This window comes from Pandoraea soli, from assembly GCF_902459595.1.
Taxonomy (GTDB): Bacteria; Pseudomonadota; Gammaproteobacteria; order Burkholderiales; family Burkholderiaceae; genus Pandoraea; species Pandoraea cepalis.
Window position 1 is genome coordinate 26,795 of the sequence record NZ_CABPSG010000006.1, and the last position, 14,277, is coordinate 41,071.

Here is a 14,277-nt window from a genome sequence, read left to right on the forward strand (position 1 = left end):
ATACGCGTTCGCGGGCGTCGCCGACGGTTCCGCTGCGATACGGCAGGCTCGCCCCGATCTGGTGCGAATTTGCTATGCTCGCGATCTGACCCGGGCCTCGCCCTTTTCTTGCCCCCGCTCTCAGGACCCCCAATGCTTTCCGGTCGCGGCGTGATGCTTTCTGTCTCGGCATCCGTCATGTTTTCCGTCATGCCGGCGCTCGTCGCGCAACTGGCGCCCCTGTCCGGGCTGGACGTCTTCGCCTGGCGCATGCTGCTCACGCTGCCCGGCACGCTCGTCATCGTGACGGCACTGCGCCGGTGGCATGTGCTGCGCAGCACGCTCTCGCATGTGTTGCATCGCCCTGCGCTGCTCGGCGCCGTGCTGCTGTGCTCGGCGCTGCTGGGCGTTCAGCTCTGGCTGTTCGTCTGGGCACCGCTGCAACAGCGATTGCTCGACGTCTCGCTCGGTTACTTTCTCTTGCCGCTCACGATGGTGCTCGCTGGCCGCACGTTTTATCACGAGCGTCTGAGCCGGCTGCAGACGGCGGCCGTCATCGTCGCCGCGCTGGGCGTCGCGCACGAACTCTGGGTGACGCACGCCTTGTCCTGGGTCACGGCGCTCATCGTGTTCGGCTATCCGCCCTACTTTCTGCTGCGCCGCCGGCTGCGGCTCGACGCGCTCAGCGGCTTCATCATGGAAGTGCTCGCGATGACGCCGGTGGCCGTCTTCGTGCTCTGGCAGGCGTGGCCGCAAAACGTCACGGTGCTCGGCGAGCCGCGCTACTGGTTCTGGCTGCCCGCGCTCGGCCTGCTCAGCGCCAGCGCACTGGCGAGCACACTGGGTGCCGCGCGCTTGCTGCCCATCGGCCTGTACGGCATTTTCGGGTACGTGGAGCCGGTGCTGCTGTTCGCCGTGTCGATCTTCGTGCTTGGCGAGCCTTTCACGGCGCGCGGACTGTGGACGTACGTGCCCATCTGGTTCGGCGTTGCGCTCATCGTGTTCGACAGTCTGCGCACGCTGCGCCGCCAGCGACGGGCCAGTGTTGCCACGCGTGCCGACACGCCCCGTTGAGCCCGCTCGAGGCGTCGCCCCAAAGGCGGGCGGCCTTGCGCAGCAACGTCGCGGCGCCGCGCTATACTCCCGAGAGCTTATAAGACGACCTCTATGACAAATCTCGCCAAGATCGCCACGCTGCTCGCCTCGGGGCTTATGACGGTTGCGCTGTCGGCTTGCAGCTCGTCGGCCCCGCTGTTCACCTCGGACGGGCGCCCCACCCAGCAAATTCGGTGCTCGGCCAGCACTGCCGGCGACTGCGACCAGCGCGCCCGCACGCAATGCGCACAAAAGGACTACGACGTCCTCACGCGCGACGTGACGGGCGGTGTCGCCCATCTCGTGATCGCCTGCCGGCCGAACTAAGTCACGCGGTCCCCAAGGCCGCCCGGCGTTCCGGACGTTGAAACACCCTTCCCTTCTCCACGCGAGTCGCCCCCGGCGGATACGCACCGACCCGTGACATTCCGATGGATGCTTGCGTGCGGTCAATACCGCGCCATGTCGCGGGATGACTTTCGATGCCCGCGATGCGAGAATGAAAATATTCCAACGAATTGTCGTGCATCGTGGTCGCGATGCCGCCCAGGCGCCAAACCTTCACGCATTTCCCGCACATAAAGGACACCATCATGTACGAACGCATTCTGGTCTCGATCGACGGCAGCACGCCCTCGAACCGCGCCATCGATGAAGCCGTCAAGCTCGTGGCGCTCAGCCAGGGCAAGATTCGCCTGGTGTCGGTCGTTCCCTCGCTCGCCAACGCCTACGCCGCCGGCGCCTACAGCGGCTTCGTGCCGCTGGAGAGTCAGGAGTCGTTCGAGAAGGAAACGGCGGAAATTCTGGCCAAGGCACAAACCGACCTGAAGCAGCGCGGGGTCGATGCCGAGACGAACATGATTACGCTCGAAGCCGGCACCGACGAAATTGCCGACGCAGTGCTGCGCGAAGCGCAAGCGTGGAATGCCGACGTGATCGTGCTCGGCACGCACGGCCGCCGCGGCATCAACCGACTGCTGCTGGGGAGCGTTGCCGAAACGCTGCTGCGCATCACCACGCTGCCGATCCTGTTGGTCAAGGCCACCGACAAGTAAGCCTGCAAGCGCCCGGCTTCGCCGGCGCAAGCGACGCGACGGCACGCTCCCCAGCGTGCCGTTTTGCTTATAGCGGTCGCGCGACGTCGCGCGCAGCCATGCCTTTCAACGAATCCCTGCACGCATGAACGACTGCACGAACTGGCGCTGAAAGAGCAGAAATGCGACGAACAGCGGTGCGGCGGTCATCAGCGTCGCGGCCGTGATCATCGTCCAGTCGATGCCCTGATCGGTCGACGCGAACACCTGCAGGCCGACCGTGAGCGGACGGGTCTCGACGGAGTTCGTGACGATGAGCGGCCACAGGAAGTTGTTCCAGTGGTGACTGATCGACACCAGCGCGTAGGCCACATACACTGGGCGGGCGAGCGGCACATACACGCGCCAGAGCACCTGCCACGCGTTGGCGCCTTCCACGCGCGCCGCGTCGTCCAATTCGCGCGGCACGGTCTTGAACGCCTGACGCAACAGAAAAATGCCGAACGCCGACGCGAAGTACGGCAGCGCAATGCCGAAGATCGTGTCGCGCAGTCCCATCCAGGCGATCGTGCGATAGTTCTCGACGATCAGCACGTCGGGCATGACCATCAGTTGGAGCAGCACGACCATGAACGCCACCTCGCTGCCGCGAAACGTGAAGCGGGCAAAGGCATACGCCGCGAGCGTGCCCAGCACGAGTTGCGCCGCCAGGATCACCGTCACCAGAACGAAGGTATTGACGAGATAGCGCCCAAACGGGGCAGCCTGCCATGCGTGCTCGAAATTCGCGAGCGTGAGCGGCGCACTCATGGAGAAGTGCGTGGCGTAGGCCGACGGATGGAACGCGCTCCACAGCGCATAGAGCAACGGCAGCAGCCACACCAGGCCAAGCAGCCATGCACCGACGACGTCGAGCGGCGTCGTCTGACCGGTTGCGGAGAACGCCGCAAGGGCGGCACCTGGCTTTGCGGGCTTGCGTGGGGGCGTGGTCGGGCTGGCAGAGGTCGTCATTGATAATGCGTGCGTGAGTCGAGCAGACGGAATTTCACGAAGGCGACGACGGCGAGCAGCGTGAGCAAAACCACGGTGAGCGCTGCCGCGTATGAGGTATCCCAGAAACTGAACGCTACCTGATAGATGTAGTACAGAAGCAGTTGCGTGGCGTTATCGGGTCCGCCGCGCGTCATCACGATAATGTGATCGACGAGACGGAACGCGTTGATGACGGCATTGATCACCACGAACACGGTCGTGGGCATGAGCAACGGCCACTGAACGCGGCGAAAGAACTGCCAGCGCGAGGCGCCTTCGAGCGCCGCCGCCTCGCCAAGGGTGGGCGAAATCTGTTGCAGTGCGGCCAGGTAGAAGATCATGAAGAACCCAGCCTCTTTCCAGATCGTCACGACCATCAGCGCCGGGAGTGCGGTGTCGGGTTGCCCGAGCCAGTTGTGATCGCCCCACCCGAGCGCCTGCGAAATCTGCGCGATGAGACCGTACTGCGGCGTGTAGAAGAACAGCCAGATATTCGCCACGGCGATCATCGGCAAAATCGCGGGCGTGAAGTACGCGAGGCGCAATAACGCGCGCCCCGGCACCTGCCGGTGCACCCACAGCGCCATGACGATCGCGAGCGCAATCGCGGCGGGCACGGTGACCAGCGCGAACAGCAGGTTGTTGCGCAGCGCCTGCCAGAAGACCGGGTCGTCGATCAGCAGCCGATAATTCTCGGTGCCGACAAAGACGGACGGCATCCCGGCGCGGGCCGTTGAGAAAAAGCTATGCCACAGCGTGGCGACGGCCGGATAGTGGGTGAAGGCGACGAGCAGCACCAGCGCCGGAAACAACAGCAGCCAGGGCACCCACGAAGCAGAAGAGCGATTCATCGACGGTCCATCGATTCAACACGCGAGGCCGTGAAGATCGCGATCGCCGCGACGTTCAGGGCCCCGCATTTCAACGAGACTGACAGCGAAGTCGGGCGAGCGCCAGACTCATCGAGCGTACGGACGCAGGATGCGATCCGCTTCACGTTGCGCGTCGTCCAGCGCCTGCCTGGGCGACTTGGTGCCGGTGAGCGCCGCTTGCAGGGCGTCGTTCAGGGCCTTCGTCACGCGCTGGTTGTCGTGCGTCGAGAACTCGGCCACGCTCACCGCGAGCTGATCGCGCGCCACGGCCGCAGCAGGCACCTTCTGCACATATTGCTTCATCGCCGGGGTTTCCCAAGCCGCCGGCGTCACGGCCACGTAGCCCGTGTCGATACCGAACTGCGCCGCGCGCTCAGGCGAAGTGGCCCACTTGATGAACGTCATCGCCGCCTGCTTTTCTTCCGGCGAGGTCTTCTTGAAGACGTAGAAGTTGCCGCCGCCCGTCGGACTGCCGCCGCGCACCTTGGCCGGCATCTTGCCGACACCGAACGGGAACGTGGCGTTGGTCCGGATGTTGGTCAGGTTGCCGGTGGTCGTGTAGATGATGGCCGCCTTCTTCTCGAGGAAGTCCTTCGGCGTAGTGCCCCATTCGATCGCCCCCGTCGGCATCGCCTTGTACTTCGTCGCAAGATCGACCCAGTATTGCAGCGACTCGACGGCCTGCGGCGCGTTCAGGAACGTCTTGGTCCCCGACGGATTCATCAGTTCGATACCCGCCGGCGTGGTGAACGCCTGGAACAGCCAATACGGGAAGCCCACGGACGGCACCTTGATACCCCATTGCGTCACGTTGCCCGATGCGTCGCGCTTGGTGAGCTTCTGCGCGTCGCTGGCCAGTTCGGCCCAGTTCGCCGGCGCGCGGTCCGGGTCGAGACCCGCCTCACGGAACATGTCCTTGTTCCAGTACATGACGATGGTCGAGCGCTGGAACGGCACACCCCACGTGTGGCCGTTGACGCGCGAGTTCAACATCAGCGCCGGGTAGAAGCCGTCGAGCCACTGCTTGTCGGCCGGCGTGTTGGCGATACTGTCGATGGGCACCACCGCGTCTTCGTCGATCAACGTGAACACGTCGGCGGCAGCGAGCACGGCCAGTTGCGGCGGCGTGCCGGCCTTCGCGGCTGTCAGGGCCTTGACTACGGAATCCTGGTAAGTCCCGGCATACACCGGCTTGACCTTGATGTTCGGATGATCCTTTTCGAAGTCGGCCACCAGATCGTTGATGATCTTCGTCACCGGACCGCCGACGGCCACCGGGTAATAGAACGTGAGTTCCACCGGCTTCGTCTGCGCCATGGCCGAGCCGCTCAGGCCACCCAATGCCAGCGCGGCCAAACTGGCCGCAAACGTTTTCAGAATCGTGCGTCGCATATCGTTGGGTTCCCCATGTAAGCGTTGTGGTGATGTGACAGGTTGTCGACGCAGGGCCGCCGTCGCGCCGCACCGACCCGATGCGCCAGGGCCGGTGGCCGCCCTCGCGTCAGACGTGTTGTTCTGGGTTTCGCAGCGTCACGGCGGCCCCCGCGAGCGGCAACGCCGGTGCATGCGCGGCCTGCGGCGCGCAGACGGCGCTTGCAACGACAGACTCGGCAGCGTCGATCGCCACGCGGCCCGCTGCGCCCGTCACGAGGCGTTCCCCGGTGGTCGCGTCGAACAGATGTTGGTCGGTCGCCGCCCATTGCAGACCGATGGCGTCGCCCACGGCGAACGGCCGATGACCAGGCACCCGCGTGGTGATCTCGCCCGCGTCGCCGAGCGTGCAAGCGACGAGCGTGTCCGCGCCCAGGTATTCGATGGCGCTCACTCTGGCGAGCACTGCGCCCAGCGACGTGGGCGGAACCGCGCACACATGCTCCGGGCGCAGGCCGAGCAGCGCGGCGTCGCGCGCACCGGCCGCCACCAGCGCCGGGCCGGTCTGTCCGGCGGGCACCAGGGCGTCGCCATGGCGGACGAGACGCAACAACCGCATCGGCGGTGTGCCGATGAAGCTCGCGGCAAAGCGCGTCGCGGGGGTGGCGTAGAGCACGTGCGGGGCACCGCACTGCTCGATGCGGCCATCTCGCAGCAGCACGACCTGATCGGCCATGCTCATCGCTTCGGTTTGATCGTGGGTCACGTAGACGAGCGTCATGCCGAGCTGCTGTTGCAGCGCCCGGATCTCGCGACGCATTTCCTGACGCAGTTGGGCGTCGAGATTCGAGAGGGGTTCGTCCATCAGACACACGGACGTCTCGGCAATCACGGCGCGGCCCAGCGCCACACGCTGCTGCTGCCCCCCCGAGAGTTGCGACGGCTTGCGCTCGAGGTACGGCGCCAGCCCGAGCAAAGACGCCACGCGCGCCAGGCGCTGCGGATACTCGCGCGCCGGTTCGCCGCGCACGCGAAGCCCGAACAACAGGTTTTCGCGCACCGAGAGGTGCGGGAAGAGCGCGTACGACTGGAACACCATCGAGAGCTTGCGACGCGCAGGTGGCAGCGCGGTCACATCGGTGCCGCCAAGCAGAATGCGCCCGGCGCTCGGCGTATCGAGGCCTGCGATCATGCGCAACAGGGTCGACTTACCGCAGCCGGACGGGCCCAGCAGCACCACCAGCGAGCCAGCTTCGGCGGTGAAACTCACACCGTCGAGCGCATGTGTATTGCCCCACTGCTTGCAGACGGATTCGATGATGAGCGAGGACATGGCCGGATGAGCGCGGCGCCACCCTCAACTAACGCGGGTGGCCGTATCGGAAAACCACGACCATAACCGCCCATCGATGGCAGTTTGATGACACCACGCGCCGGCCATCGGCGCGTTCGGTCAGGCGGCGGACTGCCGGCGCTTGGCGCGCAGCAACGCCTTCGAGATGATGCGCGTCTCGGACGTGGCGGCACCGGTACGGCGCGCCACGGCGTCGCGGAAGAAGCGGCGCGTCTCGTCGGCAACGGTTTCGCGCTCGTTGTCCATCGTCAGAATGTGATAGCTCTCGCCGAGCAGGCACTTCTGCTTCACCTTGGACGACACCCCGTCGTAGACGATGCGCGCGTTGTGCGGGCTCGACGTGTCGTCGTCCACCGCGTGAATGACGAGACAATCCGCCGTCACCCGAGCCAGACGCGCGCGCACGTGCGCGGCGAGACGCCGCGCGTGATACAGGTGCGCAAGCGGCAGCGACGCCGCACCGATTTCGGACGCATCGTGCAGCGACATCGATTTCGCCACGCGTGCTCGCAGCACCTCATTCTTCAGGCCGAACGGCGCTCGCTCGCGATAACGATAGTAATGGCGCAACGGCGTATGGAAGCCCAGATCGATGAGCGGGTAATACCACGGGATGGTCCAGCCGTCGTACACGAGGGTGACGGAGAGCAGCGAGAGCGCTGTCACATCCGGTTCCTCCTCCGCGACGGCCAGGCTCAACGTGGCGCCGATACACAAGCCGCACAGCGACACCATCTCGTGCGTCGCCCGCAGTTCACGATACTTCGCCCGCGCGGCGGCAATCCAGGCGCGCCAGTCCGTGCATGGCCCGCCGAGTCCGTAGCCTTCGATGTGCGGTACCCAGACGGTGTAGCCCTCGCGATGCAACGCCTTCGCCACCGGACGCATTTCGAGCGGCGTGCTCGAGAGCCCCGGCAGCATCAGCACCGCGTGTTCGCCGCCCTTGTAGAAAATATCTTCCTGGAACATCGTCAAATCCCGCCGGAGACGACGGGCGTCTCGATGACATCGCGCGCATTGGCCGCCGGTGTGAGTGTCTGCAACGGCGCGACCGGACGCACGGTCGGCCCCGCATGCAAGCGCAAAATCACGTATGTGCCAACGTTCGCGCGAAAATACTGTAGTTCGCAATGGCACATCTCGTAGCCGCCGTCGCGCGTGCGGATGCGCAGATTGTGCGCGCCATGATGGGGGCGCTCGCCATCGACGGCAAACAGCCCCGCCATACGCTGTGCGTCCTCTGGATGCAGCAGCGCGCGCAACCCCTCGCGCTTGACGACGTCGGGCGCGACCCCCGTCGCGCGGCGGAAATGCTCGTCGATGAACTCGTAACGCGTGGCCGGATTGGACAGATAGAAGATCGTATCGAGGTGCTTCGTCAGATACGTCATCAACGCATTGCCCAGTTGCACCGAGTCGGACAGAACCATGCGCTCGTTTTCGGCGCGCAGCAGCATCTCGTAGCGCGTCTGCGCGACCTCCGCGATCAGCTCGGCGCGATACTGGGCACGACGCAGGCGCTCGATCAGCACGACGGCAAGCGGCGTAATCAACAGGAAGCCGGAGACGATCAGCACATCGCGCCGGTCGAACTGAACGATGTCGCGAAACGGCGGCACGAAGAAGAAGTCGAAAATCGGGATGCTGATGATCATGGCCATGATCGCCGGCCCCAGTCCCCATGTGAATTCGACAATGATGACGGCGCAAGTAAAGAAGATGCCCGGCATCGAGTGATCGAGCACCGGATGCAGCAGGCTGCGCACGAGAAATGCAGCAAAAACCACAAGCAACGCCCCAACGTAACGCTTCGCGCCGGGTTCCGCCCACCGTCGGGCGTTTCTGATTTCCATGATGCCTCGCCCGGCCCCGCCGGTGCTCAAGAATCCAGGGGGCGACCGATCACACGGCGCCGCCGTTACGAAATATTACGGATTATCGCATGCCAGGCATTGACATTTCGTGACGGCGAACCCTAATTCAGTGGCACCTTAACAACATGGGACGGGAGGCGGCGCCAAAACGGCACTCAGCGCAGCATGAACGACATCGCCGAGAGGCAGTTCAGTACCCGCACCGCCGCCTCGACGCTTGGCGCGACGAATTGCAGCGTCACGCCGTCGACGCGCTCGAGCGTCGGCCACTGGCAGAAGAGATCGGCCAACGCGGGGGTCTGCGCCTGCAGGCGCACCTCGACGGGTGTCTCGACCCGGTAGGCATGCCACGTGCGTGGATCCGCGAGCGATGCCTTGGCGGCGTCGCGGATCAGGTCGCACGACTGGCTCGGGTTGAGCGTCATGCCGCTGCCCTGCCCCCAGGCCGCTTTCGTCTGCACGTAATGCGCATGGGGGAAGATCAGTTGCGTCTCTTCGCAGAAGACGTCGTCGCCGCTGGCCATGACCATCGGTACGCCGCGCTCGCCGGCGAGCGCGCCGTACAGCATGGCCTCGCTCGCTTCCTCCCCCGCCAGCCACACGCGTGCAAAGGCGAAGCTGTTGATCGTATGGGCCAGGATCCCGGCGCTCTGCGATCGGCTGTGGTAGCCGATCATGAAGAGCGCATCGCAACCGGCTTCCACACCGGCCACCATGCCGAGATAACGCGGCTTGCCCAGCACGAGTCGAGCGCGCGGATCGAGTTCGTCCGGCAGCAGGTTGCGAAAACCGCCGTGCGAATCGTTGACCATCACTTCGGTGGCCCCGCCCGCAAACGCCCCTTCGACCGCCGCGTTTGCCTCGCGCGTCATCCAGCGACGCGCACGTTCGTATTCGCCGTTGCCCGCCCGGGTCTGTTCGGCGTGGAAGACGCCCGCGACGCCTTCGATATCGGTGGAGATCAGGATTCGCATGATGTCGGCTATGTCGTGAAAGGCTTACAGCGAGGCCCAGTCGGGCAGCACGTCGGCGAGGGCACGGCGCACGTGCGCGTCGCGCCCGAGCACCGACTCGGCCGCAAAGAGCGCGTGCAGGATCGCCTGCTCGGTGGCGTCCGCCGTGGCTTGGAAAATCGGATCGAGCAAGGCGTCCGGCACAAGCGCGGCGGGGGCAACGCGGCCCGTCGCGTCATGCGACACCGTATAGCCCGTGGTGAAGGCGAGTGCGACATCGCCGCTGCCGTGGCCGTACACGGACCCGGTGCGCGCCAAGCCGGCACCGGTACGCGTGGCGACCCGGCGCAACTGGCGCGCATCGAGCGGCGCGTCGGTGGCCACCAGCATGATGATGGAGCCGCGCTCAGGCGCCGCGCTCAGCGCCGGCTGCGCCAGACGCGCGTCGAGCACCGGCCCGACATGACGGCCGGCGATCGTCAGTTGCGACGGACGGCCGAAGTTCGACAGCACGAGCACGCCGACGGTAAAGGTCGCCCCGGCCGTCTCGAGCATGCGCGACGCGGAGCCGACACCGCCCTTGAGGCCGAAGCTCGACATGCCGCGCCCCGCGCCGACCGCGCCTTGCGCGACATCGCGCGACGCGTTCGCCAGCGCCTGCGCATAGTGCGCCTCGGTCACGGCAAACGCCTGCATATCGTTGAGATAACCGTCGTTGCATTCGAGCACCGTCGGATTCAGCGACGGGCTGCCACGGCCGATGTCCGGATTCGCCGCGATCGCCGCGCGCAACTGGCCAAGCACCACGTGACTGACGGAAAACGTGTTGGTGAGCGCCACCGGCGCCTCGAGCACGCCGAGTTCGTCGATCTGCATCAAACCGACGCTCTTGCCGAACCCGTTGATGACGGCCGCGGCCGCCGGAATCTTGTCCCGGAACGGATCCCAGCCGGCGTCGGGCACTGCCGCGGCGGCAGCGTTGGCGGGCGTCGGGCACACCACTGTCACGCCCGTCTGCACCGGGCCTTGCGCGAGCGTGGCATGACCGACGTACACGCCCGGCACGTCCGTGATCGCATGGCGCGGCCCCGCCGGCAGATGCCCCACGTAGGGCGCACCGAACAAGGCTTCGCGCGGGTCCGTCGACGGTATCATGCGGCGCTCCTGCGCAGACATCAATGCCGATCGAGCTTCGGATCGAGCGCGTCGCGCAGGCCGTCGCCCAGCAGGTTGAACGCGAGCACGGTCAGGAAAATGGCCAGGCTCGGGAAGATGGCAATGTGTGGGGCGTTGACCATGTCCGCACGGGCTTCGTTGAGCATGGCCCCCCACTCCGGCGTGGGCGGTTGCGCCCCCAGACCAAGGAACGACAGACTCGCGGCGGTGATGATCGACGTGCCGATACGCATCGAGAAATACACGACGATGGACGACACCGTGCCCGGCAGGATGTGCCGCATGATGATCGTCCAGTCCGACGCCCCGATGGAGCGCGCCGCTTCGATATACGTCAGATGTTTGAGCACCAGCGTGTTGCCGCGCACGAGCCGCGCGAAGGCCGGGATCGAGAAAATGGCGACGGCGACGATCACGTTGATCATGCCGTTACCCAGCACGGCCACCACGCCGATGGCGAGCAGAATGCCCGGGAACGCGAAAAGCACGTCGGAAATGCGCATGACGATGCGATCCCACCAGCCTTCGTAATAGCCCGCGAGCAGTCCGAGCACCGTGCCGATCACCGCACCGAGGGCGACCGAGCCGAACCCGGCGGCCAGCGAAATGCGCGAGCCCGCGAGCACGCGGCTGAAGATGTCGCGCCCCAGCGAATCGACGCCGAACCAATGCGTTGCCGACGGCCCGGCGTTCAGGGCGTCGTAATCGAAGTAGTTCTCCGGATCGAACGGCACGAGGTGCGGCGCGAGAATCGCGATGATGACGAGGGCGAGCACAAACGCCCCGGCGACCATGGCGATGTGCTGCTTCTTGAATTTGCGCCAGAACTCACGCCACGGCGTGCGCACGCGCGTTTGGCTGGCGGAGGCCGTGGCGTTGGCGGTAGTAGTCGGTTGACCCGCGTTCATGGTGCGTGCCTCACTTGTAGCGAATGGTCGGGTTGATGACGGCGTACAGCACGTCGACCACGAGGTTGATCAGAATGAACTCGAGCGAGAACAGCAGCACCAGCGCCTGGATCACCGGGTAGTCGCGCATCTCGACCGAATCGATCAGCAGACGCCCGAGCCCCGGCCAGTTGAAGACCACCTCGACGACAATCGAGCCGCCGAGCAGGAAACCGAACTGCAAGCCCATCATGGTGACGACGGGAATCATGGCGTTGCGCAGCGCGTGCTTGAAGACCACGCGCATTTCATTGAGCCCCTTCGCGCGCGCCGTGCGCACGAAGTCTTCGTGCAACACGTCGACGAACGCCGAGCGGGTGAAGCGCGCCATCACGGCCGACACCGCCGCCCCGAGGGTGATCGAGGGCAGGATATAGCTCTTCCACGAATCGGCGCCCATTGTGGGCAGCCAGCCGAGCTGCACTGAAAAGACCTGCATCAGCAGCATCCCCAGCGCGAAGGCCGGGAACGAAATACCGGAGACGGCAAACGTCATGCCCAGCCGGTCGGGCCAGCGGTTGCGCCAGACGGCCGAGGCGACCCCGAGGCCCATGCCGATGATCACCGACCAGATCATGCTCACCAGCGTGAGCCACAACGTCGGCATGAAGCGGCTGCCGATCTCTTCGGAGACCGGCTGCTTGCTGCGCATCGACAGCCCGAAGTCGCCACGCACCGCGTGCGTGATAAAGGTCGTGAACTGCGTGAGCAACGGCTTGTCGAGGCCGAGATCCTGGCGCACCAGCGCCACGGTCGCCTCGTCCGCCTGCGGACCGGCGGCCAGACGCGCCGGATCGCCCGGCAACATATGCACGAAGGCGAACACCAGCACAGCCACGATCAGCAGCGTGGGAATCAGGCCGAACAGGCGCTTGAGAGAGTAATTGAGCATCGCAGTCTTGCCGAACGTCTTGCCAAACCATGTCTTGCGGTAAACCGCGCCGCCGGCCAATGCTGGCGGCGCGGGCACGTCACACTTGCGCGCGGCGCTTACTTCATCGAGATATCGGTGAAGTTGAACGAGCCGTCAGGCATCGTGTAGACGCCCGACAGGTTCTTGTTGCGCGCGTACAGCAGCTTTTCCGTCACGAGGAACGCCCACGGCGCGTCGTTCCAGATCTTCTGCTGCGCATCGGTGTAGAGCTTGGTCTTCTCGGCGCGGTCGGTCGTGAGCAGCGCCTTGTTGAAGTCGGCATCCACCGCATCGTTCTTGTAGTACGCAGTGTTGAAAAGCTTCGGCGGGAACGACTCGGAGGCCAGCAGCGGACGCAGCGCCCAATCGGCTTCGCCCGTCGATGACGACCAGCCCACGTAGTACATACGCACCGGGGCCTTGTCGGGATCCGGCGCCGACTCGACGAGGTCGACACGCTGACCGGCTTCGAGCGCGCGCACCTGCGCCTTGATGCCGACCTGCGCCAGTTGCTGCTGCACGAACTGAATCACCTTCTGCGCGGTGGTGTACGTGTACGCCGACCACAACGTCGTCTCGAAGCCGTTCGGGTAGCCGGCTTCCTTGAGCAGTTCCTTCGCCTTGGCCGGATTGTACGGCCAGGGGCCGGTCTTGGCGGCGTAATCGACCCCCTTGGGCACCACGCCGTCGGCCGGCGTTGCGTAGCCTGCGAAGGCCACCTTCACCAAGGCTTCCTTGTTGATGGCGTAGTTGATCGCCTGACGCACGCGCACATCGTCGAACGGCTTCTGGCGGGTGTTGAAGCTGACATAACGCTGGATGATCGACGGGCCGGCGATCACATCGACCTTGCCGCTGGCCTTCAGGCTGGCGGCCTGCTCATACGGCAGCGGGAAAGCGAACCCGGCTTCGCCGGTCTGCATCACGGCGGCGCGCGTGTTGTTGTCGACGACCGGCTTGAAGGTGATCGTGTCGACCTTCGGATAGCCCTTCTTCCAGTAGCCGTCGAACTTCTTCACCTTCACGTAATCGGTGCGGTTCCATTCGACGAACTCGAACGGGCCGGTGCCGACCGGGTGCGAGGCGATGTCCTTGCCGTACTTCTTGAGGGCCTCGGGCGAAATGATCACGGCCGACGGGTGCGCCAGCGTGTTGATGAACGGCGAGAACGGCTCCTTGAGCGTGAACTTCACCGTATGCGGATCGACCACTTCCGTCTTGGCGATTTCCTTGTACAGGTTATAGCGCTTGAGCTTGTTGTCCGGGTTCGTCACGCGGTCGAAGTTGGCCTTGACGGCGGCGGCATCGAAGGTCGTGCCGTCCTGGAACTTCACGCCCGACTTGAGCTTGATCGTGTAGACAAGGCCATCCGGCGACACCGTATAGCTGTCGGCCAGCACGTTGATGAGCTTCATGTCCTTGTCGAAACCGAACATGCCCTCGTAGAACGACTTGGCAACGGCCTGCGACAGCGTATCGTTGGCGTCGTACGGATCCATCGTCGTAAACGTCGACTGCACGGCCATCACGACATCCTTGGCGGCGAACGCCGGGGCTGCACTGAGCACCGCGGACGCCACGGCAACGGACGCGATCGCTGTTTTCCAGCGAGCGCCCAACAAAGCGTTTTTCGACATCTGTCTTTCTCCTTCTTGTCTGACGGGGTCGCCGCGAGCG

The 14,277-nt window shown here is 65.1% G+C and carries 14 protein-coding genes; 3 read left to right on the forward strand and 11 right to left on the reverse strand.

Features of this window, described 5'->3' with window-relative positions; translation table 11 throughout:
• Nucleotides 1-132 precede the first annotated feature (132 nt).
• The 3 genes from rarD to PSO31014_RS12205 all read left to right on the forward strand — a co-directional run bounded on the left by rarD (nt 133) and on the right by PSO31014_RS12205 (nt 2,129).
• The gene (gene rarD / locus PSO31014_RS12195) at nt 133-1,053 is read left to right on the forward strand and encodes an EamA family transporter RarD (protein WP_150551869.1); all 921 of its coding nucleotides are present in this window, start codon (nt 133-135) and stop codon (nt 1,051-1,053) included.
• 93 nt (nt 1,054-1,146) lie between these two features.
• On the forward strand, nt 1,147-1,401 hold the full coding sequence (locus PSO31014_RS12200) for a YgdI/YgdR family lipoprotein (RefSeq protein WP_150551870.1): 255 nt from the start codon (nt 1,147-1,149) through the stop codon (nt 1,399-1,401).
• 266 nt (nt 1,402-1,667) lie between these two features.
• The gene (locus tag PSO31014_RS12205; protein WP_017233675.1) at nt 1,668-2,129 is read left to right on the forward strand and encodes a universal stress protein; all 462 of its coding nucleotides are present in this window, start codon (nt 1,668-1,670) and stop codon (nt 2,127-2,129) included.
• 105 nt (nt 2,130-2,234) lie between these two features.
• Here PSO31014_RS12205 and PSO31014_RS12210 read toward each other — a convergent pair whose 3' ends face one another.
• The 11 genes from PSO31014_RS12210 to gsiB form a co-directional block, all read right to left on the reverse strand.
• Nucleotides 2,235-3,119 (reverse strand): carbohydrate ABC transporter permease, encoded by an 885-nt coding sequence (locus PSO31014_RS12210; protein WP_246176611.1) that lies wholly within the window; start codon nt 3,117-3,119, stop codon nt 2,235-2,237.
• Nucleotides 3,116-3,991, reverse strand: a complete 876-nt coding sequence (locus tag PSO31014_RS12215) for a carbohydrate ABC transporter permease (protein WP_150551872.1) — start codon at nt 3,989-3,991, stop codon at nt 3,116-3,118. Before PSO31014_RS12215 ends, PSO31014_RS12210 begins: the two co-directional genes overlap by 4 nt.
• A 108-nt stretch (nt 3,992-4,099) precedes the next feature.
• Nucleotides 4,100-5,404: an ABC transporter substrate-binding protein gene (locus PSO31014_RS12220; protein WP_150551873.1), complete on the reverse strand. Its 1,305-nt coding sequence runs from the start codon at nt 5,402-5,404 to the stop codon at nt 4,100-4,102.
• A gap of 109 nt (nt 5,405-5,513) precedes the next feature.
• Nucleotides 5,514-6,716: an ABC transporter ATP-binding protein gene (locus PSO31014_RS12225; protein WP_150551874.1), complete on the reverse strand. Its 1,203-nt coding sequence runs from the start codon at nt 6,714-6,716 to the stop codon at nt 5,514-5,516.
• Between the two features lie 120 nt (nt 6,717-6,836).
• Nucleotides 6,837-7,706, reverse strand: a complete 870-nt coding sequence (locus tag PSO31014_RS12230; protein WP_150551875.1) for an alpha/beta hydrolase — start codon at nt 7,704-7,706, stop codon at nt 6,837-6,839.
• Nucleotides 7,707-7,708: 2 nt separating this feature from the next.
• Nucleotides 7,709-8,590, reverse strand: coding sequence for a DUF4118 domain-containing protein (locus tag PSO31014_RS12235; protein ID WP_150551876.1), 882 nt, complete (start codon nt 8,588-8,590; stop codon nt 7,709-7,711).
• A 176-nt stretch (nt 8,591-8,766) separates the two neighbouring features.
• A complete protein-coding gene (locus tag PSO31014_RS12240) occupies nt 8,767-9,585 on the reverse strand; it encodes a M55 family metallopeptidase (RefSeq protein WP_150551877.1) in 819 nt (272 codons plus the stop codon).
• A 24-nt stretch (nt 9,586-9,609) separates the two neighbouring features.
• A complete protein-coding gene (locus tag PSO31014_RS12245) occupies nt 9,610-10,719 on the reverse strand; it encodes a DmpA family aminopeptidase (RefSeq protein WP_246176612.1) in 1,110 nt (369 codons plus the stop codon).
• 20 nt (nt 10,720-10,739) lie between these two features.
• Nucleotides 10,740-11,648, reverse strand: a complete 909-nt coding sequence (gene gsiD, locus PSO31014_RS12250; RefSeq protein WP_150551878.1) for a glutathione ABC transporter permease GsiD — start codon at nt 11,646-11,648, stop codon at nt 10,740-10,742.
• Between the two features lie 10 nt (nt 11,649-11,658).
• Nucleotides 11,659-12,579, reverse strand: a complete 921-nt coding sequence (gene gsiC, locus PSO31014_RS12255) for a glutathione ABC transporter permease GsiC (RefSeq protein ID WP_150552083.1) — start codon at nt 12,577-12,579, stop codon at nt 11,659-11,661.
• Between the two features lie 98 nt (nt 12,580-12,677).
• Complete coding sequence (gene gsiB, locus PSO31014_RS12260) at nt 12,678-14,237, reverse strand: glutathione ABC transporter substrate-binding protein GsiB (RefSeq protein WP_150551879.1); 1,560 nt, start codon at nt 14,235-14,237, stop codon at nt 12,678-12,680.
• Nucleotides 14,238-14,277 lie beyond the last annotated feature (40 nt).

Excerpts from the sequence above, each read along its gene's own strand:
- gsiB (WP_150551879.1), bottom strand. The coding sequence starts at position 14,237 with ATGTCGAAAAACGCTTTGTTGGGCGCTCGCTGGAAAACAGCGATCGCG.
- PSO31014_RS12205 (WP_017233675.1), top strand. The coding sequence starts at position 1,668 with ATGTACGAACGCATTCTGGTCTCGATCGACGGCAGCACGCCCTCGAAC.
- PSO31014_RS12240 (WP_150551877.1), bottom strand. The coding sequence starts at position 9,585 with ATGCGAATCCTGATCTCCACCGATATCGAAGGCGTCGCGGGCGTCTTC.
- PSO31014_RS12220 (WP_150551873.1), bottom strand. The coding sequence starts at position 5,404 with ATGCGACGCACGATTCTGAAAACGTTTGCGGCCAGTTTGGCCGCGCTG.
- PSO31014_RS12210 (WP_246176611.1), bottom strand. The coding sequence starts at position 3,119 with ATGACGACCTCTGCCAGCCCGACCACGCCCCCACGCAAGCCCGCAAAG.
- PSO31014_RS12200 (WP_150551870.1), top strand. The coding sequence starts at position 1,147 with ATGACAAATCTCGCCAAGATCGCCACGCTGCTCGCCTCGGGGCTTATG.
- rarD (WP_150551869.1), top strand. The coding sequence starts at position 133 with ATGCTTTCCGGTCGCGGCGTGATGCTTTCTGTCTCGGCATCCGTCATG.
- PSO31014_RS12235 (WP_150551876.1), bottom strand. The coding sequence starts at position 8,590 with ATGGAAATCAGAAACGCCCGACGGTGGGCGGAACCCGGCGCGAAGCGT.
- gsiC (WP_150552083.1), bottom strand. The coding sequence starts at position 12,579 with ATGCTCAATTACTCTCTCAAGCGCCTGTTCGGCCTGATTCCCACGCTG.
- gsiD (WP_150551878.1), bottom strand. The coding sequence starts at position 11,648 with ATGAACGCGGGTCAACCGACTACTACCGCCAACGCCACGGCCTCCGCC.
- PSO31014_RS12245 (WP_246176612.1), bottom strand. The coding sequence starts at position 10,719 with ATGATACCGTCGACGGACCCGCGCGAAGCCTTGTTCGGTGCGCCCTAC.
- PSO31014_RS12225 (WP_150551874.1), bottom strand. The coding sequence starts at position 6,716 with ATGTCCTCGCTCATCATCGAATCCGTCTGCAAGCAGTGGGGCAATACA.
- PSO31014_RS12230 (WP_150551875.1), bottom strand. The coding sequence starts at position 7,706 with ATGTTCCAGGAAGATATTTTCTACAAGGGCGGCGAACACGCGGTGCTG.
- PSO31014_RS12215 (WP_150551872.1), bottom strand. The coding sequence starts at position 3,991 with ATGAATCGCTCTTCTGCTTCGTGGGTGCCCTGGCTGCTGTTGTTTCCG.